The 21,627-nt window shown below is 35.0% G+C and carries 23 protein-coding genes; 13 read left to right on the top strand and 10 right to left on the bottom strand.

From position 1 onward, the window contains the following. Nucleotides 1–212 precede the first annotated feature (212 nt). On the top strand, nucleotides 213–1,193 hold the full coding sequence (locus tag BUA03_RS03690) for a LuxE/PaaK family acyltransferase (RefSeq protein WP_066075241.1): 981 nt from the start codon (nucleotides 213–215) through the stop codon (nucleotides 1,191–1,193). A 20-nt stretch (nucleotides 1,194–1,213) separates the two neighbouring features. Here the strand turns inward: BUA03_RS03690 and tyrS are convergent, their stop codons facing one another. After that, nucleotides 1,214–2,506, bottom strand: a complete 1,293-nt coding sequence (gene tyrS, locus BUA03_RS03685) for a tyrosine--tRNA ligase (RefSeq protein ID WP_066075243.1) — start codon at nucleotides 2,504–2,506, stop codon at nucleotides 1,214–1,216. A gap of 95 nt (nucleotides 2,507–2,601) precedes the next feature. Between tyrS and BUA03_RS03680 the strand changes: the two genes are divergently transcribed. After that, on the top strand, nucleotides 2,602–3,591 hold the full coding sequence (locus tag BUA03_RS03680; protein WP_066075245.1) for an NAD-dependent epimerase/dehydratase family protein: 990 nt from the start codon (nucleotides 2,602–2,604) through the stop codon (nucleotides 3,589–3,591). A 12-nt stretch (nucleotides 3,592–3,603) separates the two neighbouring features. Here the strand turns inward: BUA03_RS03680 and BUA03_RS03675 are convergent, their stop codons facing one another. Genes BUA03_RS03675 through BUA03_RS03665 form a run of 3 tightly spaced genes read right to left on the bottom strand, consistent with a single transcriptional unit; the run spans nucleotide 3,604 to nucleotide 6,119 of the window. Continuing rightward, nucleotides 3,604–4,029: a DUF4296 domain-containing protein gene (locus BUA03_RS03675; protein WP_066075247.1), complete on the bottom strand. Its 426-nt coding sequence runs from the start codon at nucleotides 4,027–4,029 to the stop codon at nucleotides 3,604–3,606. A gap of 11 nt (nucleotides 4,030–4,040) precedes the next feature. Continuing rightward, nucleotides 4,041–5,381 (bottom strand): dihydroorotase, encoded by a 1,341-nt coding sequence (locus BUA03_RS03670; RefSeq protein ID WP_066075248.1) that lies wholly within the window; start codon nucleotides 5,379–5,381, stop codon nucleotides 4,041–4,043. Nucleotides 5,382–5,393: 12 nt separating this feature from the next. Beyond that, nucleotides 5,394–6,119 carry a polyprenol monophosphomannose synthase gene (locus BUA03_RS03665; RefSeq protein ID WP_066075250.1) on the bottom strand — a complete coding sequence of 242 codons (726 nt, stop codon included), beginning with the start codon at nucleotides 6,117–6,119 and terminating at the stop codon, nucleotides 5,394–5,396. A 103-nt stretch (nucleotides 6,120–6,222) separates the two neighbouring features. On the opposite strand from BUA03_RS03665, the gene BUA03_RS03660 reads away from it, so the two are divergent. From BUA03_RS03660 to BUA03_RS03650, 3 genes are all read left to right on the top strand, one after another. Further along, on the top strand, nucleotides 6,223–6,894 hold the full coding sequence (locus BUA03_RS03660; protein WP_066075252.1) for a DUF4271 domain-containing protein: 672 nt from the start codon (nucleotides 6,223–6,225) through the stop codon (nucleotides 6,892–6,894). Nucleotides 6,895–6,906: 12 nt separating this feature from the next. Further along, nucleotides 6,907–7,656: a uroporphyrinogen-III synthase gene (locus tag BUA03_RS03655; RefSeq protein WP_066075254.1), complete on the top strand. Its 750-nt coding sequence runs from the start codon at nucleotides 6,907–6,909 to the stop codon at nucleotides 7,654–7,656. 167 nt (nucleotides 7,657–7,823) lie between these two features. Continuing rightward, entirely contained in the window at nucleotides 7,824–8,294 is a 471-nt protein-coding gene (locus BUA03_RS03650; RefSeq protein WP_066075257.1) for an Lrp/AsnC ligand binding domain-containing protein, read from the top strand. Nucleotides 8,295–8,610: 316 nt separating this feature from the next. Here BUA03_RS03650 and BUA03_RS03645 read toward each other — a convergent pair whose 3' ends face one another. The 5 genes from BUA03_RS03645 to BUA03_RS03625 all read right to left on the bottom strand — a co-directional run bounded on the left by BUA03_RS03645 (nucleotide 8,611) and on the right by BUA03_RS03625 (nucleotide 14,717). Beyond that, complete coding sequence (locus tag BUA03_RS03645) at nucleotides 8,611–9,297, bottom strand: zinc metallopeptidase (RefSeq protein ID WP_175542094.1); 687 nt, start codon at nucleotides 9,295–9,297, stop codon at nucleotides 8,611–8,613. Nucleotides 9,298–9,438: 141 nt separating this feature from the next. Then, nucleotides 9,439–10,035: a hypothetical protein gene (locus tag BUA03_RS03640; protein ID WP_066075259.1), complete on the bottom strand. Its 597-nt coding sequence runs from the start codon at nucleotides 10,033–10,035 to the stop codon at nucleotides 9,439–9,441. Next, nucleotides 10,028–10,495 (bottom strand): RNA polymerase sigma factor, encoded by a 468-nt coding sequence (locus BUA03_RS03635; RefSeq protein WP_066075261.1) that lies wholly within the window; start codon nucleotides 10,493–10,495, stop codon nucleotides 10,028–10,030. The genes BUA03_RS03640 and BUA03_RS03635 overlap by 8 nt, the downstream gene beginning before the upstream one ends. A gap of 2 nt (nucleotides 10,496–10,497) precedes the next feature. Continuing rightward, nucleotides 10,498–11,346 (bottom strand): alpha/beta fold hydrolase, encoded by an 849-nt coding sequence (locus BUA03_RS03630; RefSeq protein WP_066075263.1) that lies wholly within the window; start codon nucleotides 11,344–11,346, stop codon nucleotides 10,498–10,500. Nucleotides 11,347–11,600: 254 nt separating this feature from the next. After that, nucleotides 11,601–14,717, bottom strand: coding sequence for a class I tRNA ligase family protein (locus tag BUA03_RS03625; protein WP_066075987.1), 3,117 nt, complete (start codon nucleotides 14,715–14,717; stop codon nucleotides 11,601–11,603). A gap of 169 nt (nucleotides 14,718–14,886) precedes the next feature. Here BUA03_RS03625 and BUA03_RS03620 point away from each other — a divergent pair, with 169 nt between their 5' ends. The 5 genes from BUA03_RS03620 (at nucleotide 14,887) to BUA03_RS03600 (ending at nucleotide 18,116) form a co-directional block, all read left to right on the top strand. Beyond that, on the top strand, nucleotides 14,887–15,762 hold the full coding sequence (locus BUA03_RS03620) for a cell division protein FtsX (RefSeq protein WP_066075266.1): 876 nt from the start codon (nucleotides 14,887–14,889) through the stop codon (nucleotides 15,760–15,762). Nucleotides 15,763–15,826: 64 nt separating this feature from the next. Continuing rightward, nucleotides 15,827–16,069, top strand: a complete 243-nt coding sequence (locus BUA03_RS03615; RefSeq protein WP_066075268.1) for a DUF3098 domain-containing protein — start codon at nucleotides 15,827–15,829, stop codon at nucleotides 16,067–16,069. Beyond that, complete coding sequence (locus tag BUA03_RS03610; RefSeq protein ID WP_066075271.1) at nucleotides 16,070–16,879, top strand: undecaprenyl-diphosphate phosphatase; 810 nt, start codon at nucleotides 16,070–16,072, stop codon at nucleotides 16,877–16,879. Nucleotides 16,880–16,885: 6 nt separating this feature from the next. Beyond that, the gene (truB, locus tag BUA03_RS03605) at nucleotides 16,886–17,590 is read left to right on the top strand and encodes a tRNA pseudouridine(55) synthase TruB (RefSeq protein WP_066075273.1); all 705 of its coding nucleotides are present in this window, start codon (nucleotides 16,886–16,888) and stop codon (nucleotides 17,588–17,590) included. Nucleotide 17,591: 1 nt separating this feature from the next. Continuing rightward, nucleotides 17,592–18,116, top strand: a complete 525-nt coding sequence (locus BUA03_RS03600; RefSeq protein WP_245792555.1) for a hypothetical protein — start codon at nucleotides 17,592–17,594, stop codon at nucleotides 18,114–18,116. A 427-nt stretch (nucleotides 18,117–18,543) separates the two neighbouring features. On the opposite strand, the gene BUA03_RS03595 is transcribed toward BUA03_RS03600, so the two are convergent. Then, on the bottom strand, nucleotides 18,544–19,149 hold the full coding sequence (locus BUA03_RS03595; RefSeq protein WP_066075993.1) for a thioredoxin family protein: 606 nt from the start codon (nucleotides 19,147–19,149) through the stop codon (nucleotides 18,544–18,546). Nucleotides 19,150–19,255: 106 nt separating this feature from the next. Between BUA03_RS03595 and BUA03_RS03590 the strand changes: the two genes are divergently transcribed. The 3 genes from BUA03_RS03590 (at nucleotide 19,256) to frr (ending at nucleotide 21,444) form a co-directional block, all read left to right on the top strand. Then, nucleotides 19,256–20,035: a patatin-like phospholipase family protein gene (locus tag BUA03_RS03590; protein WP_066075275.1), complete on the top strand. Its 780-nt coding sequence runs from the start codon at nucleotides 19,256–19,258 to the stop codon at nucleotides 20,033–20,035. Between the two features lie 67 nt (nucleotides 20,036–20,102). After that, on the top strand, nucleotides 20,103–20,810 hold the full coding sequence (gene pyrH, locus BUA03_RS03585; protein ID WP_066075277.1) for a UMP kinase: 708 nt from the start codon (nucleotides 20,103–20,105) through the stop codon (nucleotides 20,808–20,810). 70 nt (nucleotides 20,811–20,880) lie between these two features. Further along, nucleotides 20,881–21,444: a ribosome recycling factor gene (gene frr / locus BUA03_RS03580; RefSeq protein ID WP_066075279.1), complete on the top strand. Its 564-nt coding sequence runs from the start codon at nucleotides 20,881–20,883 to the stop codon at nucleotides 21,442–21,444. Nucleotides 21,445–21,627 lie beyond the last annotated feature (183 nt).

Here is a 21,627-nt window from a genome sequence, read left to right as displayed (position 1 = left end):
ATTACATTTAAAAATACAAAAAACGAGGCAGAAAATAAAGTTTTTCTGCCTCGTTTTTATGATAATAATTATAAAATGACTTTTTCAGTGCCCTCTTCCTATTGGGGCTTTTTTCTTTTTTGCTCTTACAGAATCAATCTCATGATTCAAGTTTAAGCGATTCTGTTTTTGTTTTCCCTGATTTTTTTTGATTACTTTTGCAAAAAAAATAGTTGATTACATCCTCCGATATATTTACCACCTCCAGTCAAAAACAGTTTGAAAAAATTGCCTTAAAAGTATTTCGGTATCAATATGAAAACAATAAGGTATATCAGGAATTTTGTGATTTTTTAAAAACGGATCCTCATAAAGTGAAGTCTTTACAACAAATACCCTTTTTACCGATTCAGTTTTTTAAGAGTCATGAAGTGGTGTCAAATTCTAATCCTACACAAGAAACTTTTACCAGCAGCGGAACGACCGGAATGATTACGAGCAAACATCTAGTTACTGATGTTACTTTATACGAAGAAAGCTATCGCAAAGGATTTTCTGAATTTTATGGAAACATTGAAGATTATGTTGTTTTAGCATTGCTTCCATCCTATCTGGAACGAGAAGGTTCCTCATTGATTTACATGGTCAAGGATTTAATTGAACTTTCCAATCATCCTGAAAGTGGTTTTTACTTGCACAATCATGACGAACTGATTGCCAAGCTAATCGCTTTAGATCGAGCCGGTCAAAATGTCATTCTGATTGGCGTTACTTTTGCGCTGTTAGATTTGATTGAAAAACACCAGTTTCAATTACAGCATACTATTATTATGGAAACGGGCGGCATGAAAGGCAGACGTAAAGAAATGATTCGGGAAGAATTGCACGAACAATTGTGTAAAGGATTTGGCGTTTCAGCCATTCATTCGGAGTACGGCATGACCGAATTACTTTCACAAGCCTACTCTTTAGGAAATGGCGTGTTCGAATGCCCATCTTGGATACAAATCCTAATTCGGGATACTGAGGATGCTTTAACGTATATTCCAGATGGAAAAACAGGCGGCATCAACGTGATTGATTTGGCCAATATCAATTCTTGCTCTTTTATAGCTACACAAGATTTAGGCAAAAAAAATCCCAACAACTCTTTCGAGGTACTGGGACGTTTTGATAATTCTGATATTCGAGGTTGTAATTTGATGGTTTTGTAAAATTTTAAGCAGCTCTTCGATTAAACCACTCGCACCACAAAATAATTCTTCTTTCCGCTTTGCAACAAAACAAACTGATTGTTGATTAAATCTTTTGTTGAAAGTATAAAATTCTCAGCAACTTTTTCTTTGTTTACGGAAATAGAATTAGCTGTTAAAGCGCGTCTTGCTTCACCATTCGATTTTAGAAATCCTGTTTTTTCGTTTAAAACGTCAACAATATTGATTCCCGCTTCGATCTCATTGCTTGAGATTTCCGCTTGAGGCACACCATCAAAAACATCTAAAAAAGTCGCTTCGTCCAATTGTTTCAAATCATCTGAAGTAGAATTTCCGAACAAAATATTCGATGCTTTTATTGCATTTTCCAAATCTTCTGCTGAATGCACCATTACCGTAATTTCCTCCGCTAGACGTTTTTGTAGCAAACGCAAATGAGGTGCTTCTCTATGTTTTTCAGTTAAAATTTCGATTTCCTCTTTGGATAAAAAAGTAAAAATCTTGATGTATTTCTCGGCATCAACATCCGAAGTATTCAACCAATATTGGTAAAATTTATATGGAGAAGTTCTGGCTGCATCCAACCAAATATTTCCACCTTCTGATTTTCCGAATTTGGTTCCATCCGCTTTCGTAATCAAAGGACAAGTCAACGCGTATGCTTTTCCGCTGGCTATTCTGCGCACTAACTCGGTTCCTGTGGTAATGTTTCCCCACTGGTCGCTTCCGCCCATTTGCAACGTACAATTTTTTTCTCTGTACAAATGCAAAAAATCATATCCTTGAACCAATTGGTACGTAAACTCTGTGAATGACATTCCTTCGGCAGCTTCAGAAGACAAACGCTTCTTTACAGAATCTTTTGCCATCATATAATTTACAGTAATGTGTTTACCCACATCACGAATGAAATCCAGAAAGGAAAAATTCTTCATCCAATCGTAATTATTCACTAATTCTGCTGCATTAGCCGAATTAGAAGTAAAATCCAAGAAACGAGCCAATTGTCCTTTTATTGCTTCTTGATTGTGACGTAAAGTGGCTTCGTCCAATAAATTTCTTTCATTAGACTTCCCGGATGGATCACCAATCATTCCTGTTGCACCACCTACTAAAGCTAATGGCTTGTGTCCTGCCAGTTGGAAATGTTTCAACAACATCACACCCACTAAATGTCCTATATGCAATGAATCGGCAGTTGGGTCAATTCCCACATACGCCACACGCATTTGTTCCATCAAATGTTCTTCTGTGCCGGGCATAACATCGTGGAGCATTCCTCTCCAAGTTACTTCTTCAATAAAATTCTTCATCTTTTTTAATCAATTTGCACAAAGATAAAATTTATTGTGGATTCGCTTATTTGTTTAATAGGTTATTCGAAAAAAATTATTCGTATTTTCGTAGCATGATTTTAGTCACAGGAGGAACTGGTTTAGTAGGCGCACATTTAATGCTTCATTTAATTGATCATGGCGAAAAAGTACGCGCTATTTATCGAAGCAAGGCTTCTATAGAGAAAACCAAATCACTTTTCTCCACTTACAAAAAGGAATTATTATTCGAACAAATCGAATGGATTCAAGCAGATATTACCGAAGTTCCTTCATTAGAAATTGCCTTTCAAAATATTGATACCGTTTACCATTGTGCCGCTTTGATCTCTTTTGATCCAAAAGACGAAGATTTACTGCGAAAAACAAACATTGAGGGCACGGCAAATATTGTAAATTTTTGTATCGACAACCAAATCCAAAAAATTTGTTTTGTGAGCTCTATTGCCACATTAGGCGATTTATTACCGCATGAAAAACTAATCACTGAGGAAACTGAATGGAATCCAGAGAAGTACCATAGTGATTATGCCATTTCTAAATATGGAGCCGAAATGGAAATCTGGCGCGGGCAACAAGAAGGTTTGGATGTAGTCATTGTAAATCCGGGTGTAATTCTCGGTCCTGGTTTTAGAGAACAAGGAAGCGGACAACTTTTTACGAAAGTAAACAACGGGTTGAAATTTTATACGCTCGGTTCAACGGGATTTGTGGCTGTTGCCGACGTTGTTCGCATCGCTTATCAATTAATGCAAAGCGAAACTAAAAACGAACGCTTTACCCTTATTTCAGAGAATATGGTCTTTCAAGACTTATTGAATAGCATTGCTGATTCTTTTAGGGTAAAAAGACCTTCCCTTCACGCAACTCCATTCTTTATGAAAGCCTTGTGGAGATTGGATTGGTTTTTTTCGATTGTTATGCAACAAAAAAGAAAATTATCTCGAGCTACTGCAACAGCTTCCTATTCGAAAAACACGTATTCCAACCACAAGATAAAGGATCATTTGAAAACGGAATTCACAAACATTCATCAGTACATACAGGCGATTTCAACGCTTTAGCAGCACAATTCCTTAGTTTACTTTAGTGGTATCTTTAGCACGTAAGGCTGGTTTTTGCTTCTTTGATAGTATCGCATTCTTTTTATTTTTTTCCAAATTTACTACCGAATCAGCGCTTTTTTTCTTGGCATCCAACCGCTGTACAATTTGTTCAAACATCAACTTATAATCCTCATAATCCGATGCGTAATAAACATTACTTTTTGCAAACTGAAGGCTGTCAATTTTATATTTTTTATAAATAAAGTCTCTTGGATTTATTTTAAAGGTATCTAAAGAAGCTGGATTTTGATATTTTATGGCTTCTAAGATAGATAAATCAACCATAACATTGACCATAACGTCCTTCTCCACGAGCCGCTCTGGCTTTTGGATTACTTCCTCTTTACAACTTACTAAAAGAATAAGCACCACTAGAAATGTTATTGTTTTTTTCATCTAACAAAATTTTATCTCTCGAATAATAATCGTTTCCCTGCTCGAACATCTTTCACTTTAAAAGCATTGTAAACCAATTGTCCGTTTACAAAAGTATGGGTAATTCTGGATTTAAACGTGAATCCTTCAAACGGAGACCAACCACATTTAGCCAAAATATTTTCTTTTTTTACACTCCAAGGCAAACCTGAATTGACGATAACCAAATCCGCATAATACCCTTCTTTGATAAAGCCACGTTTTTCTATTTTAAAGATTTTAGCTGGATTATGGCACATTTTCTCCACAATTTTCTGAACACTGATTTTTCCCTGATGATGTGCTTCAAACATTGCTACGACAGCGTGTTGCACCAGTGGCCCACCAGAAGGTGCATTCAAATACGATTGTTTTTTCTCCTCTAAAGTATGTGGTGCATGATCCGTAGCAATCACATCAATTCGGTCATCCAGCAAGGCTTCCCAAAGTACTTTTCTATCATTAGCTGTTTTTACTGCTGGATTCCATTTGATTAAATTGCCTTTCGTAGCATAATCATCATTGGTAAACCACAAATGATGCACACAAACTTCGGCAGTGATTTTCTTTTCTTCCAGAGGAATTTTATTGGTAAACAAATCCATTTCTTTGGCCGTCGAAAGATGAAAAATATGCAAACGAGCGCCTGTTTTCTTAGCCAGTGCAACTGCTTTGGATGACGAAATATAACACGCTTCCTCGCTCCGGATGAGGTGATGCACCGTAACTGGGACATCCTCTCCATACTCTTCTTTGTATTTCGCTAAATTATTTTTTATTGTAGTTTCATCTTCACAGTGTACCGCGATTAGCATGGGCGTACTGGAAAATATTTTCTCTAAAGTAGCTTCATTATCTACCAGCATATTACCAGTTGAAGATCCTAAAAATATTTTGATTCCGGCAACATTCTTCGGGTTTGTCTTTAAAACTTCCTCTAAATTATCATTAGTAGCACCCATCATAAACGAATAATTCGCATACGATTTTTGGGCAGCCAACTCGTATTTTTGTTCTAATATTTCTTGAGTAACTGCATTGGGAATCGTGTTAGGTTGCTCAATATAAGAGGTAATTCCACCTGCAACTGCTGCTTTAGATTCAGATTCTATATCTCCTTTGTGCGTTAGTCCTGGTTCTCTAAAATGCACTTGGTCATCAATCGCACCCGGAATTAGGTAATTCCCTTCGGCGTCAATAATTTTACATTCGGATGACTTGGCACTAATACTTTCTGCAATTTCAACAATTAAGTCATTTTCAATTAACACGTCGCCCTCAAAAATCACTCCTTCATTTACTATTTTGGCATTCTTAATTAAAACCCTGTTCATCGTATCTTTTCCTTATAATGTGTTGAATAATCTTTTTAATCTAAGTGCAATAACTCCAAAAACAGCTTCAACAATTATTGAATTACTCATTTTGGATTGTCCTTTCGTCCGGTCGGTAAAAATTATGGGAACCTCAACAATCTGAAACTTTTTACAGTACGTTCTGTATTTCATTTCTATTTGAAAGGCGTAACCCACAAATTTAATCTTATCTAAATTTATATCTTCTAAAACTTTTCTTTTGTAACACACAAAACCCGCGGTAGCATCATGAATTTTCATACCCGTAATCATTCGGACATATACGGAGGCAAAATAGGACATTAAGACCCTACTCAATGGCCAATTTACGACATTTACACCGGTCACATAACGGGAACCGATGGCTAAGTCGGCATCACCAAAATGACATGCACTGTACAATTTTTCTAAATCATTGGGATTATGGGAAAAATCAGCATCCATTTCAAAAACATATTCATACTTATGGTTCAAGGCCCATCTGAATCCATGAACATAAGCGGTTCCTAAACCTGCCTTTTTATTTCTTTTTTCCAAAAACAATCTATCCTCAAATTCTGATTGAAGTAAAACAACCTTATCAGCAGTGTGATCCGGTGAATTATCATCAATTATTAGAACATGAAACGACTTTTTTTGCGAAAGCACCGATCGAATAATGCTTTCAATATTTTCAATTTCGTTATAGGTTGGAATTATAACAATACAATCATTCATATTTCGACTAATTTCACGGCAAAAGTAAACTTTTTATGCCATTTGAACCTTAATAAAATTATAATAAAAAGAATGATAGAAAAATTAGTAATTTTGCGGCGTTATGATCGAAACTATACTTCATCCAAGAATAACGGACAGCAAGGACTGGGCAACTGTGCTATTTGTTCTGTCATTTGCTATTGTTGCCATTACTAAATCTGTTTTCGAAAATCGATTTGGTGATTTTGCCAACCTGCTTTTTTCTAACAAATATACCAAAGTATACAAAGACAGCGCCCATTTAAAAAGCAGCTTTACATTAGGCTTGTTTTTCGTCCAGGTCATTTCCCTTGCATTTTTTATTCAAATATCGTTGAGTTATTTTGGTTACGCCTCCAAAACAGATTGGCTGCTTTACATTCAGATATTTACTTTTTTAGTTTTCTTTATCTTATCTAAATATTTGATTGAAAAAATAATAGCTACCTCCTTTAATATTGAGGAATTTATGGAGCAGTTTAACCTACAAAAGGTCACTTACAGAACCTATATTGGATTATTCATACTTCCTTTTAATATTATTTTGTTTTATAACGACTCCTTTTCAAGAAATATTCCTCTGGTTATTATTGCCATAATACTAATAATCAATGTTTTGACTTATTTGATTTCAATAAAAAATTATCAAAATTTAATATTCGGTAAGTTGTTTTATTTTATTTTATATCTTTGCGCTCTCGAAATAGCTCCCTATTATTTTATGTATTATTGGTTTACAAAAGGGAGTGCTTAGAAAACGTCATATATGAAAGTGAAAACAATTTTGGTGTCACAACCTGAGCCTAAGGTGGAGAACTCCCCTTACTTTGAACTTCAACAAAAGCATAAAGTAAAAATTGATTTCAGACCTTTTATTCATGTAGAAGGAGTTAATGCCAAGGAGATTCGACTTCAAAAAATTGATCTTAACCATTACACAGCGATTATCTTAACAAGTAAAAATGCTGTTGATCACTTTTTTAGAGTAGCAGATGAAATGCGCTTTAAAGTTCCTGAAGGATTAAAATATTTCTGTCAGTCAGAAGCTATCGCTTTTTACCTGCAAAAATACGTAGTGTATCGAAAACGTAAAATCTATGTTGGGCCAAAAGATTTTGCCGATTTATCTCCATTAATAAAAAAATACAAAGACGAAAAATTTTTATTACCTGCTTCAGACCAATTAAATGCTGATGCGCCCATAACGTTAAACGCATTAAAAGTAGACTGGACGCCAGCTGTATTTTACAGAACGGTAATGAGTGATTTATCTGATTTAGCTGATGTATATTATGACGTTTTGGCTTTCTTTAGCCCAACCGGAATAAAATCATTGTTTATGAACTTTCCAGATTTTGAACAAAACAATACTCGAATTGCCGTTTTTGGAAGTACGACACAAAAAGAAGCCTTGGACCACGGTTTAAGAGTAGATATTCTTGCCCCAACACCCGCAACGCCTTCGATGACTATGGCTTTGGAAAAGTACATTATCGAAGTTAATAAAGGAAAATAAAAAACGACTTATAACATACCTCTAGAAAAGCCATTCGCAATCCGAATGGCTTTTTTTGCAATCCAAGAAAACAAAAGATTAAAATGCACTTTCTACTATTCGTTTTTTAACTAAATTTGGTTTATAATTAAAACTAAATTATATGCTTTAGTTTAAAATGACAACGTATGAAAATCAATTCGCTACTAGTTGAAATTGACGGCATCGATAAGGAAATTTTGAGAGATCTGATGGAAGATGCCCGAAAACCAATTCTTCAAATTGCCAATAAAATAGGGATTTCAGGAGCCGCAATTCACCAACGTTTGAGAAAACTGGAGCAATCTGGTGTGATTTCGGGCTCTAAGTTTACTGTAAACAATAAAATTTTAGGATACAATACGATGGCTTTTGTTGGTATCTATTTGGACAAAGCTGCCAGAAACCCAGAGGCCGTAAGAGATCTAAAGAAAATTCCTGAAGTTCTGGAGTGCCATTATACCACTGGAAACTGGTCGATTTTAATAAAAATTATCTGTAGGGACAACGAGCACTTAATGCAATTACTGAACACCAAAATCCAAGCTATCGAAGGCGTTTCCCGGACCGAAACTTTCATTTCGTTAGACCAACAAATCGACCGACAGATTCAACTTTAATAAAAAATTTAAATAAACCATTTATGGTAGACTCTAAGTCCGTGAGTCTGGATTACCAGATCAGTAAAATTTGCCACAGGTTTACAGATTAAAAATGATTGTAAAATCTGTGGCGTTTTTTTGAACCCAAAGCGAGATGCGCTAAAAGTTAATCGTTTTAAACTTCATTACATTCCAAATAAATTCTAACATCCAGACCAGAGCGGTTTAAGCAAAAAAAAAACAAATCCCAGTAATTGGAATTTGTTTTTTTATTATTTGAATTTCTCTTGTTTTTTTTGTAGTGCAGCATTTAAAAAAGGAAAGCTTTTGAAGCTTAATTTCTCCTTCCGCCCATATAAATCGATACGTAATACAATAGCGTGGCAATAGATCCTAAAGCAGCCACAACATACGTTCTAGCAGCCCATTTTAATGAATCTTTAGCTCCTGCTTGTTCTTGTGACGTTAGCATTCTTTTGTTCTCTAACCAAGCTAATGCACGATTACTGGCGTCATATTCAACTGGTAAAGTAACAATAGAAAACAGCGTGGTTGCCGCAAAAATAATAATTCCCACCAACAGTAATTGCGGAAACGTTTTCATCATCAAGATTCCGCCCAGTAAAATCCATTGCATGTAAGTGGACGCTACATTCACGACTGGCACTAATTTAGAACGCATCGTTAACCATTGGTAGCCTACGGCATGTTGTACCGCATGACCACATTCGTGAGCTGCAACAGCAGCAGCAGCAGCGTTGCGTTGGTTATAAACCGCCTCACTCAAATTCACCGTTTTATCTGCTGGATTGTAATGATCTGTCAAACGTCCCGGTGTAGAAATGACTCTAACGTCCCGAATCCCGTTATCAGCCAGCATTTTCTCAGCGATTTCAGCACCTGACATTCCGTTTTGTAATTGTACTTTAGAATAATGTTCAAATTTGCTTTTTAGTCTTGAACTAACCAACCAGCTGAAAAGCATAATGGCTCCAGCAAGAATCAAATAACCCATTCCCATATTTTTCTTTTTTAATTGTATTGTTTAAAGTTATGAAAGAAATAGCAAAATCTGAACCAATTTTTTACAATGTCAATTTGGCATCCGTTACATAAAAAAAACTAATACGAAATGACATTAATTAATTTGTGGTTAAAAAAACTAGAGATCTGCTTCTAATTGATCATTAATTCTTTGAAATTTATCAATCAAATTATCGATTTTCAAATTTTCCTTTTTTATTTCTCTCGGACGTAAATACAACCAAACAAATCCACCCCACAATATTATAAGTGCATACGCAAAAAATCCCCAAAATAGAGTCATCATTGCCGTGTATTCATACATATACAAACACAATCCTATTCCTAAAACTATAAAATAAACACTTAACATTTTGGACTGTAGAAACTTTTGCTTCGTTTTAATTTGAATTAATTTTTTCAAATATTCTGTATTACTATCTGTGTCGTCCATTTTTTTATAGGCATCAAACAATCTATTGTAAACCACTAGGTAAATAGCCATTATAGCGACGTTCAAAACAATTCCAATTTTGGTTGATATGAATTGAGGTTCATAGTAATACCAAATAAAAACAATAAAAAAACAGGTTGCTATCAGCAAGACATTCGTTAGTATTAACTTTCGTAGACTTGTTTTTTTGAAATGTTTGAGCTTAGTCTGCAAATCATCTATATTCGGCTGACTTATCGATTGTTTTCTCCATAAGTCTTTAAATTCTATATTATTATCCATTTTCTGTGAATTTTTGAGTCAATTTATCTTTTATTCTGTGAATTTTCACTCGTATGTTGGCTTCTGAAAGCCCAACGATTTTGGCTATATCAGCTTGTTTTACATCTTCGAGTTCCAATGAAATGATGATCCGTTCAGTCTCAGGCAATTCGGCAATGCATTTGTACAGAAACTTAATTTCGGGTTCTAACGAATATTGCTTTTCTTCCGTTATATGCGGTGGCAATTCTGATTTAGGGAAACGTTTTTCTTTTTCGATTTGCCTTAAACAATTATTGGAAGCAATTCTAAAAATCCAAGTTCCAATGCCAGATTCGTTTCTGAAAGTGTCTAATTTTTGCCAGACAATAATAAAGGTCTCCTGAGCCAAGTCTTGTGCAACATCATAATCATTGACAAAACCCATGCAAAGCCTGAATATTCGATCCCAATATGTTTTATAGATAGTTTCGAACTCCATTATTATGATTTTATAAATTTACTAAGCTGTTCCAGATACCATTCCTTATCATCATACATAATAAAGTGCAAACCTTTGGTTGCATATTGAAAACTAGCCGTTTTTACGTTTTTGTATTGCGCCTCTACAAGCTCTTTATAATTTGAAAAACCAAATTCCAACAAAATCAATGAAGGGCATTTTATGGCCGTAATTTTCTCTCTCAAATCGGTATTAGAAAAATCACAGTACATTTCGCTAAAAGTTTTCCTGTCGGATTTCAAGCTCCAACTAATAGCTTCCTCTTGATTTGAAGGATCCATCAAAAGCATCTCCATGTTTCTTTTTTGCATTTGGTGAAACTCCTGTTCAGACATAGCTGATATTTGATTATTCATGGAACTACAATCGTTATTTTCTTGCGATTTAAAAGAAGGATCTCTTAAAGCTGCTAAACAGGGAAGTGCATCAACAACTACAATACTACTAATTAAATCCGGATAATCAGAAGCAATTGCCAGCGCAAGTCCTCCGCCCATACTGTGACCAACAATAATAGGTTGCTCTATTTTATTGGCTCTAATATAATTCACAATTTCTGTTTCCCAATTTTTGAACGAAGGATTTGATTGTGGTTTGACTCCCGCAAAACCTGCCATTGTAAATGTGTAACACGTAAAATCTTTTTCAAAAGTAGCTTTTGTTTCATTCCAAACATCTCCTGAACTGGCAAATCCTGGAATAAATAGTATGGACTGTTTTCCCTTTCCTGATTTTACAACTTCAAACGGATATAATTTTGTTTGTGCAAATACATTTAAACATACTGCCGAAAATAATAATGTGATAACTAAAAAGGTACATTTTTTCATTTTTAATAGTTTTAAAATTGTTAATTAATCGGATCCTACCTTTGGATACGTGAACTATTAAAATGTTACAAATTGTAAAATATTTTTTTTGATTAATTAACAATTAAACAACAAACATCAACAAACATATGGCTTGAACTAAAAACTAAAAGTCAAAAAAAAATCCAAATCCCAACACTAGTTGAAATTTGGATTTTAAAAAATGTAGTAGATTTATTGGAATTACAATTCACAGCTACCCTTTTACAATTAATCTAACCAACCAAATTGATGATTTTACCCGGAACAATAATCACTTTATTTGGTATTTTACCTTCTAATTGCTTGATGGTTCTTTCATCTTTCATGACAATTTCCTCGATTTGTTCCTTGGTTAAATCCAAAGGCAAAACCATCGTAAAACGCATTTTTCCGTTGAAAGAAACCGGATATTCTTTGCTGCTTTCTACCAAATGTGCTGGCTCGAATACTGGAAAAGAAACTGTTGCAATCGAGCCCTTATTTCCCAACAATGACCACAACTCTTCAGCGATATGTGGTGCATAAGGTGAAATAACAATCGCCAAAGGTTCTAAAATAGCACGAGAATGACAGTTTTGAGCAGACAATTCATTCACACAAATCATGAATTGCGAAACCGAAGTATTAAAAGAGAATCCTTCAATATCTTCCGCTACTTTTTTGATCGTTTTATGTAATGATTTCAAGTTGTCTTTAGTTGGTGCATCATTAGTAACAATCATTCCATTGTCATCAAAATACAAGCGGCATAATTTTTTCAAAAAACCAAAAACGCCCGAAATACCTGCCGTATTCCAAGGTTTAGCTTGTTCCAATGGTCCTAAGAACATTTCATACAAACGCAACGTATCGGCCCCGTACTCCTCACAAATAGCATCTGGGGTTACGACATTGTATTTGGATTTTGACATTTTTTCTACTTCGCGACCGACGATGTATTTTCCGTTTTCTTCGCAAATGAATTCGGCATCTTTATAATCTTCTCTCCAATTTTTAAAAGCTTCAATATCTAATTCGTCAGAGGAATTGACTATTGAAACATCTGCGTGGATTTTCAATATATCAATTGAAACACCATCACTAATTACATCTGCATAATCTGGAAAATTTAATTTTAATGCTATGTCAATTTCAGGAAAGAAAGAACAAATAGTTAACTCTCCTTTACCAAAATCTGCTGATGGAAAAAGCGGAGTTTTTGCATAGTTTAAAGAAATAAAAATCTTACTATTATAGTTTTCTACAAATTCTTTTACTCTAGTCTTTTCTTCAATACTAAATTCTTTATCAGACAATACATTACTTATACTTTCTGTATTGTCAGCTATATTTAACCTATAAACAAAAGCACTAGTTCCCAAAATCATCCCTTGGTTAATCAATTTCTTGAACGGCTCTTCGGTTGGCGCAAAGCCTTTGTCTTTTAAGAATTTATTCCAAAAACGAGAATACAACAAATGACCTGTTGCGTGTTCGCTTCCGCCAATGTATAAATCGACGCTTTCCCAATACGCCAAAGCGTCTTTGCTTGCAAATTCATTCTCATTGTGTGCATCCATGTAACGCATCCAATACCAGGAACTTCCCGCCCAACCTGGCATCGTATTCAATTCTAAAGAGAAAACGGTATTATTATCTACTAAATCTGTATTGATAACTTCATTATTTTTGGTATCCCAAGCCCAAATTGTTGCATTTCCTAAAGGCGGCAAACCGTCCTCGGTTGGTAAATACTTTTCTACTTCTGGTAAGATGATTGGTAAATATTCCGCAGCTATCATTTGAGGCATCCCATTCACGTAATACACTGGAAACGGTTCTCCCCAATAGCGTTGGCGAGAGAAAACGGCATCACGCAAACGGTAATTTATTTTTCCTTTTCCCTGATTTATTTCTTCTAATGCTGCAATTACTTTCTGAGTACCCTCTTTATAACCCAATCCATTCAAAAAATCAGAATGGACTAATTGAAACCCTTCTTTGGCTCCAAAAGCAGCTTCAGAAATATCTTTGTCAAAAATGTTTTTGATCGCTGGCATTCCTCCTGAATTTTCGGGATTGTCTTTAAAGAAATTTGCAAAAGCATAATCTCTTTCGTCGCCGCAAGGTACGGCCATAACTGCACCGGTTCCGTACCCTGCTAAAACATAATCGCCAATCCAAACAGGAATAGGTTCTTGTGTAAAAGGATGCTCCGCATATGCTCCTGTAAATACCCCTGAAATAGTTTTTACATCGGCCATACGTTCTCTTTCGGAACGTTTTGATGTTTTTTCTATATACGCATTGACTGCTGCCAATTGTTCGGTCGTTGTTATTTCTTGAACCAAAGGATGTTCTGGTGCTAATGTCATGAACGTAACTCCAAAAATAGTGTCGGGACGAGTTGTGAATACATCTATATTCTGTTGCTCACTTTCGCCTTTCGCCTTTTGACTTTTGACTTTAAAAGAAACCATCGCTCCAACGCTCTTCCCAATCCAGTTGCGTTGACTTTCCTTGATACTTTCGCTCCAATCTATGGCATTCAAGCCTTGTAACAAACGTTCGGCATACGCAGAAATACGCATGCTCCATTGCGTCATTTTTTTTCGAATAACAGTAAAACCACCTCGTTCCGAAACGCCATTTACGATCTCGTCATTGGCTAAAACCGTTCCTAAACCAGGGCACCAGTTCACTTCAGTCTCTGCTAAATAAGTCAACCTGTATTGCAGCAAAAATTTCTCCTGCGTCTCTTTTGCGAAAGCATTCCATTCACTTGACGAAAATTGTTGAATGTTGTCATCACACACGGCGTTGACATTTGCGTTTCCTTCTGTTTCGAAAATGGCAATCAAAGCAGCAATATCTTCTGCTTTATCACTGTTTTTATTGTACCAAGAATTAAATAATTGGATAAATATCCATTGTGTATGTTTGTAATAATCTGGATTTGAAGTTCGTACTTCTCTACTCCAATCAAATGAAAAACCTATTTTATCTAATTGTTTTCTGTAACCAGCAATTATATTTCCTTCTTTATCCGTACCACCATCAATATTTACTGCAGTAGTATCTTCGGGACGCTGACCCGTTTGTATGGCATATTGTTCTGCTGGCAATCCAAAACTATCATAGCCCATAGGATGCAACACATTGAAACCTTGGTGTCTTTTATAACGGGAATACACATCCGAGGCGATGTATCCCAGTGGATGCCCAACGTGCAATCCCGCTCCAGAAGGATAAGGAAACATATCAAGCACATAATATTTAGGTTTTTGTGAGTTGTTTTCGGCTTTAAATGTTTGGTTTTCTAACCAATATTTTTGCCACTTGGCTTCAATTTCGTTTGGATTGTATTTCATAGTATAAGCTTCAGAGCAACTGGCTGCGTCAGTTGCTTTCATTTTTTCTGGCAATGATTATTTTCAGGTGCCAAATTTACGTTTATTGTACGAAAGTTGAAACTTTGAGCGTTATTAACTTTAAATAAAGAAATTCTTTATTATTTTTACCCAATAATTTTAGTAAACTATGAGTTCTTCCTTTGATAATTTTCAAAAACGCCGTTTAATTTCCTCTTATTTTTCAGTAGTACTAAGTGTATTCTTAGTTTTATTTCTACTGGGAATATTAGGCCTTTTTATTATAAATTCTAAAAAATTAGCCAACGATTTCAAAGAAAATATTGCCATGACGGTTTTCTTTAAAAATGAAGCCAAGGACAGTATTGTGAAAGCATTTGGTACTCAATTAAAAGCAAGTCCTTTTGTAAAATCATACAAGTATGTTACTAAAGAGGCTGCTGCTAAAGAACATACTGATATAATAGGTGAAGACTTCATGACCTTTCTGGGTGAAAATCCATTGCAGAATTCCTATGATATCCATTTAAAAGGAGATTATGTTATTAAAGATAGCATTACAAAAATAGAAACTGGCCTGCGCCAAAACAAGATGATTTCAGATATTGTTTATGACAAACAATTGGTGAATTTAGTGAACGACAACATTAAAAAAGTGAGTATGTGGATTTTAATTATCAGCGGATTTCTAGCTGTTATAGCGGTCCTACTAATTAACAGTTCCTTGCGCTTATCCATCCATTCTAACCGATTTATTATTAAAACCATGCAAATGGTAGGAGCTACAAAATCATTTATTAGAAAACCTTTTGTGATGCGCAGCATTAAATTAGGAATGATTGGAGCTGCGCTAGCTGTTGTAGCACTTCTAGGAGTTTTAATTTACGTGGAAACTAGTTTTCCAAATCTTGGCATACTGGAAGACAAAGCAATGATTGGACTAGTATTACTTACGGTTTTAGGCATTGGGATACTGATCACTTGGTTAAGTACTTACTTTGCAACGCAACGTTTCTTGAATTTAAGAACAGATGATCTTTATTAATTTTAGAGTGTAGACCAACTATTTAGACTACAGATTTAAAAAAAAGTATAAAAATTAAGCATAAATGAAAAATAACGAACAGCAACCCGAATTTCTTTTTGACAAATTAAATTATAAAATTCTATTGATTGGAATTGGAGTAATTGCCTTAGGATTTATTCTAATGTCGGGAGGCGGAAGTGACGATCCTACTGTATTTAGTGAGGAAATCTTCAACTTCCGAAGAATTCGATTGGCGCCTACTACCGTTTTAATTGGTTTTGGAATTACCATTTACGCGATTCTTAAAAATCCAAAAAAAGCATAAATGAATATAATACAGGCTTTTTTAATTGCCATTATCGAAGGATTAACGGAATATCTTCCTATTTCTTCAACTGCTCACATGGTTTTTATGAGTTCTTATTTTGGAATTCAAGAAGATGATTTTGTAAAACTATTTCAAGTTTCTATTCAATTTGGAGCCATTTTGGCTGTTGTGGCTTTGTATTGGAAAAAATTTTTCGATTTCTCCAAATTCAACTTTTACATTAAACTTGTATTTGCTGTAATTCCAGCGTTGGTTTTAGGAAAGTTATTTGATGATAAAATTGAAGCAATCCTTGGTGATCCAATTCCGATTGCGATTGTATTAATACTGGGTGGGGTTATTTTGCTTTTTATCGACAGTCGGTTTCAAAACCCAACTGTTATCAAAGAAGAAGACATCACTGTAAAGAAAGCAGTAATCATTGGTTTTTGGCAATGCTTGGCGATGATGCCAGGAACAAGTCGCTCTGCGGCTTCGATTATTGGAGGAATGCAACAAGGATTAACGCGCCATGTAGCCGCAGAATTCTCTTTCTTTTTAGCAGTTCCTACCATGATGGCCGTGACCTGTTATTCCGTATTCTTGAAAACCTACGAAACCTCACAGATGAAGGGGTATGAATTGATTCTAAAATCAAATGAAAACATACAATTGTTCTTATTGGGAAACGTTGTTGCTTTTATAGTTGCTGTTATAGCGATTAAATTTTTTATCGAAATCATTAAAAAATACGGTTTTAAACCTTGGGGTTGGTACCGCATAATAGTAGGAATATTTTTGTTGATTTACTTTTCATATTTTAAATAATTCCCTTTGAAAACAGCCGAAGACTACCAAAACGGACAAATTTTACTCATTGACAAACCTTTACATTGGAGTTCTTTTCAGGCGGTAAATAAATTGAAATATGCCCTAATCAATAAACTGGGACTTCCAAAGAAATTTAAGATTGGCCATGCCGGAACTTTAGATCCCTTGGCTACTGGATTGCTGTTAGTTTGCACCGGAAAATTTACCAAAAGAATTACGGAACTTCAGGGACAAGCGAAAGAATATACCGGAACATTCTTTATTGGAGCGACTACGCCTTCCTATGATTTAGAAACCGAAATTGATCAAACCTATCCAACGGAACATATCGACGAAAATCTAATTCATGAAACTGTAAAGCAGTTTCTGGGCGAAATTGATCAGAAACCGCCGATTTATTCTGCTATAAAAAAAGATGGTGTACGCTTGTATGAACATGCTCGGGCAGGAGAAACGATTGAAATTGCCAGCAGAAAAACTACAATACATGAATTTGAAATTACTAAGATAGCACTTCCAACTATTGATTTTAGAGTGGTATGCAGCAAGGGAACTTACATTCGTTCTTTGGCTTATGATTTTGGTAAAGCAATGCATTCCGGCTCGCACCTAACTGTTTTACGCCGAACTAAAATTGGTGACTATGATGTAAACAATGGTGTAGATGTTGTTCAATTTGAAGCAAGTCTAACGGAAAGCAACAACTAATTTGAGGATTTCAATTCTTTTCGTTTTCCTGATCACTTGCTGTGGTTTTTCGCAAAATAATAATCGTACATACATACAATTTGATGTAGCCATACCACTAAAAGGAAACCCAGATCGCGGAGAAATAGACCCCAATGGCAATACAAATAAGTCGTGGTTCCTTCCTGATGGACTGAGCAGTACAATAGGTTATGGATTGCATTACAACCAGTGGATTGCTTTAGGCATTCATTCCGGAATAGATTGGAAATGGCACGACAAACTAGTTATAGTTCCTGTTTTTATTAATTTAAAATTAAGTCCAAAAATAGGAGCTAATACCAGACTTGCGTTACAATTGGGTTCAGGGAAGGCAATTGCTCTGGGTCGCGGTGCTTTATCAGGTGATTATAAAAAATTAAGTTTGGGTGTACAAACTCCAGATGACCTCATTATATTCGTTGAACTAAATCAATTTAAGATTCCTTTTGGTAATCTAAAAGAGAATGGAAGCATTAGTTTAGGTCTTTCTCTAATCACTTTTTAAGGTCAAATAGTTATCACAAAGCAAAAACACATGACAAATCCTTTGATTGAACTTGCGATGTGCTTTTTCTAAAAAATTACAGTAGTTTTAAACCATACTTTTTTCGTTTAACCGGCTACTGTCTTTTGTTAATAATTAGCTACGTCTTTACCTCCAAATAGCAAGTACGATAAATAATCATAAACTCTTTCCAATAAATTTTTCATAATGATGTTTTTTTAATTGTTATACAATAGTTAAACATCCATAAAAAAGTAAATCAAATAATAGACTTGGTTGGCAAAGAGCAATTTACGAAATTTTTCTCTATATAAAAACTTAATTTCGAGAAAATAGCTAATGGATTTGGGTGTGAAGAAGCTTATTGGTTCTCCCTTCAAATAGAAATGGTGCTTGTTAAGCTTTGGTAATAAATTTAGCCTTCATTTTATGCATCTAATTCTAGCATTGCACCCACCAACTCTTTTTGAGTAGTTATGCCTTTATCATGCAAATACCAAAGTTGCAAATTAGTTTTTAGTGTTTCATCGATAACTCCAAATTCCTTTTTATAATCCGCAACCAATTCTACTGCCGCTTGCGGTCTTGGACCCCACTTTCCTAAAGCACTTCCTGTTTCTTTGTCTAAAAATATTAGTATTGGAATTGCTTTTTTGTTATTAGTTAAAAACAAATTCATCAGCTCTTCGTTTTCATCACGCAACACGATTCTCAATTCTATTTTGCCAGATTCCACCGCCATCTTATTCATGATGGGCAGCAATTGTGCAGCATCACCGCACCAACCTTCAGAAATTATCAGCCAAATGTATTCTCCATTTAACGCCTTTAGTTTAGAAGTAGTTTCTTCTGTTATTTTTATGGTTTTGTCTAAACGGTTCATTCGGGTTTCATTCAACTCACTATAATGGGTTAAATCCGTTGATTGTTCGTTTCCGGTTGCTTTTTTTTCAAGTAATAAATCGGTAATTAATTTTCTATATTCTAAATAGGAATGACTATTAAACAATGCTTTAGCTATTGGAATTTTCATAATGAATAATTTGTTTTTAACAAAGTTACCATAAATTTGAATTTTAAACATGACAAATATCACATTGAATTGGTCAAAAAGAGTAATTTTATAACAAATAGTTGCAATGGATTTAAAAACAAAATCGATAGGATTGGTACTTTCCGGTGGAGGCTCTAAAGGCTTAGCACACGCTGGAGTTATAAAATTTTTAGAAGAACAAAATATTAAGCCTTCGCAGATAGCAGGCACGAGTGCTGGATCGATTGTTGGTGCATTATATGCTTGGGGACAAAGCCCTGAAGAGATTTTAGAATTTTTCAAATCCATTTATCTTTTTCACTGGAAACATTTAACGTTCAAAAAAGCAGGATTAATTGATTCTGAATCCTTTCGCAGTTATTTTCACAGTATTTTCAAGGATGCCGTTTTAGGCGATTTAAAAATTCCTATTCAAATAACGGCTACGGATATGATTCGAGGGAAACTAAAAATATTCAGTCCAAGCACAAAAATTGTTGACGCAATTTTAGCCTCATCAGCCTTTCCTGGAATTTTATCTCCGTATGAAATAGAGGGTACTATTTATAGTGATGGTGGCATCCTAAATCATTTTCCTACTGATATTTTACAAGGACAATGTGAAACGGTAATAGGGGTTTATGTGAGTCCAATTCAAAAAATTGAAGCCAAAGATCTCAGTTCCATCAAGGCAGTTACTACTCGAGCTTTTGATATTCTTTCGGCAAATTCAAATAGGCATAAATTTAACATTTGTGATTGGGTTATTGAGCCAAAGGATTTGTGTTTATACAGCACCTTTGAGACTAGCAAAGTAAAAATGAATGCCGTTTTCAACATTGGCTATGAAGCCGCAAAAAAATCACACGAAAAACTTACTTTATAAAATTTAAGCAACATTATATTAGAAAAAAAGAATATTCTATATTTGCACCAATCAACTCAACACACACATGAAATACAAAAGAATTCTTCTGAAACTAAGTGGCGAAGCTTTAATGGGCGACTTGCAATATGGAATCGACCCAAAAAGATTGGCTGAATATGCTGACGAAATCAAGCAAATTCATGACAAAGGAGTAGAAATTGCCATTGTTATAGGTGGTGGAAATATTTTTAGAGGAGTTGCCGGAGCTAGTGCAGGAATGGATCGTGTGCAAGGCGATTACATGGGAATGCTGGCCACTGTTATCAATGGAATGGCATTACAAGGAGCACTGGAAGAAAAAGGGATGAAAACCCGTTTGCAAACCGCATTAAAAATGGAGTCCATCGCAGAGCCTTATATCAAAAGAAGAGCAGATCGTCATCTTGAAAAAGGAAGAATTGTGATTTTTGGCGCAGGTACAGGAAATCCCTATTTTACAACGGATACCGCTGCTGTTTTACGCGGTATAGAAATCAATGCTAATGTAATCCTAAAAGGAACTCGTGTGGATGGAGTGTATGATTGTGATCCAGAGAAAAATGCCGCTGCAATTAAATTTGATACGATCACCTTTGATGATGTGCTTAAAAAAGGATTGAATGTAATGGACACCACTGCATTTACCTTGAGCCAGGAAAACAAATTACCAATCGTAGTTTTCGACATGAACAAAGTAGGGAATCTATTGAAAATTTGTGCAGGAGAAAACATAGGAACTGTAGTAAACGTATAAATAAACTTTTCAGTGTTCACAATACAGTAAAACTGAACACTGAATACCGAACACTGAATATTAAGAAATTATGACCGAAGAAATTGAATTTATATTAGACAGTACTAAAGAATCTATGACGGGTTCTATTGCGCATTTAGAAAAAGAATTTTTGAATATTCGTGCCGGAAAAGCATCTCCAGCCATGCTTGGAAGTGTTTTTGTAGATTATTATGGATCTGCAACACCGCTATCTCAAGTTTCAAAAATTAGTGTTCCAGATGCTAGAACCATTACTTTACAGCCTTTTGAAAAAAACATGCTGCAAGTCATTGAAAAAGCAATTATGATTGCAAACATTGGTTTTAATCCAATGAACAATGGTGATGTAATTATCATTAGCGTTCCCGCATTGACAGAGGAAAGAAGACGCGATCTAGCAAAACAAGCCAAAGTTGAAGCCGAAGACGCTAAAGTAGGTATTCGAAATGCTCGTAAAGATGCCAATACTGAAATCAAAAAATTAGAAAAAGACGGGACTTCAGAGGACATTTGCAAATCTGCCGAAGATGAAGTGCAAAATCTAACCAATACATTTATCCGTAAAATAGATGAACTTTTGGTAGTAAAAGAAGCCGAAATCATGAAGGTTTAAAATCATCTTAACTTATATTTGAAACCCGTCCCGTTATTGTAACAGGGCGGGTTTTTTGTTTTTTTGTAAATATCACTAAAAGTGGGTATTGTAACTTATAAAATAAATCCTATTTTTATAAAATATTAATTAACCAAAAAAAATGAAAACAAACAAACAAACAAACAAACAAACAAACAAACA

This window comes from Flavobacterium fryxellicola (assembly GCF_900143245.1).
Classification (GTDB): Bacteria; Bacteroidota; Bacteroidia; order Flavobacteriales; family Flavobacteriaceae; genus Flavobacterium; species Flavobacterium fryxellicola.
Note: the sequence above shows the minus strand (reverse complement) of the source record. Positions and strands in the feature narration are given on the sequence as shown.

Coding starts and splice junctions, on each gene's coding strand:
- tyrS (WP_066075243.1), bottom strand. CDS start 2,506: ATGAAGAATTTTATTGAAGAAGTAACTTGGAGAGGAATGCTCCACGAT.
- BUA03_RS03680 (WP_066075245.1), top strand. CDS start 2,602: ATGATTTTAGTCACAGGAGGAACTGGTTTAGTAGGCGCACATTTAATG.
- BUA03_RS03675 (WP_066075247.1), bottom strand. CDS start 4,029: ATGAAAAAAACAATAACATTTCTAGTGGTGCTTATTCTTTTAGTAAGT.
- BUA03_RS03670 (WP_066075248.1), bottom strand. CDS start 5,381: ATGAACAGGGTTTTAATTAAGAATGCCAAAATAGTAAATGAAGGAGTG.
- BUA03_RS03665 (WP_066075250.1), bottom strand. CDS start 6,119: ATGAATGATTGTATTGTTATAATTCCAACCTATAACGAAATTGAAAAT.
- BUA03_RS03660 (WP_066075252.1), top strand. CDS start 6,223: ATGATCGAAACTATACTTCATCCAAGAATAACGGACAGCAAGGACTGG.
- BUA03_RS03655 (WP_066075254.1), top strand. CDS start 6,907: ATGAAAGTGAAAACAATTTTGGTGTCACAACCTGAGCCTAAGGTGGAG.
- BUA03_RS03650 (WP_066075257.1), top strand. CDS start 7,824: ATGAAAATCAATTCGCTACTAGTTGAAATTGACGGCATCGATAAGGAA.
- BUA03_RS03645 (WP_175542094.1), bottom strand. CDS start 9,297: ATGGGAATGGGTTATTTGATTCTTGCTGGAGCCATTATGCTTTTCAGC.
- BUA03_RS03640 (WP_066075259.1), bottom strand. CDS start 10,035: ATGGATAATAATATAGAATTTAAAGACTTATGGAGAAAACAATCGATA.
- BUA03_RS03635 (WP_066075261.1), bottom strand. CDS start 10,495: ATGGAGTTCGAAACTATCTATAAAACATATTGGGATCGAATATTCAGG.
- BUA03_RS03630 (WP_066075263.1), bottom strand. CDS start 11,346: ATGAAAAAATGTACCTTTTTAGTTATCACATTATTATTTTCGGCAGTA.
- BUA03_RS03625 (WP_066075987.1), bottom strand. CDS start 14,717: ATGAAATACAATCCAAACGAAATTGAAGCCAAGTGGCAAAAATATTGG.
- BUA03_RS03620 (WP_066075266.1), top strand. CDS start 14,887: ATGAGTTCTTCCTTTGATAATTTTCAAAAACGCCGTTTAATTTCCTCT.
- BUA03_RS03615 (WP_066075268.1), top strand. CDS start 15,827: ATGAAAAATAACGAACAGCAACCCGAATTTCTTTTTGACAAATTAAAT.
- BUA03_RS03610 (WP_066075271.1), top strand. CDS start 16,070: ATGAATATAATACAGGCTTTTTTAATTGCCATTATCGAAGGATTAACG.
- BUA03_RS03595 (WP_066075993.1), bottom strand. CDS start 19,149: ATGAAAATTCCAATAGCTAAAGCATTGTTTAATAGTCATTCCTATTTA.
- BUA03_RS03590 (WP_066075275.1), top strand. CDS start 19,256: ATGGATTTAAAAACAAAATCGATAGGATTGGTACTTTCCGGTGGAGGC.
- pyrH (WP_066075277.1), top strand. CDS start 20,103: ATGAAATACAAAAGAATTCTTCTGAAACTAAGTGGCGAAGCTTTAATG.
- frr (WP_066075279.1), top strand. CDS start 20,881: ATGACCGAAGAAATTGAATTTATATTAGACAGTACTAAAGAATCTATG.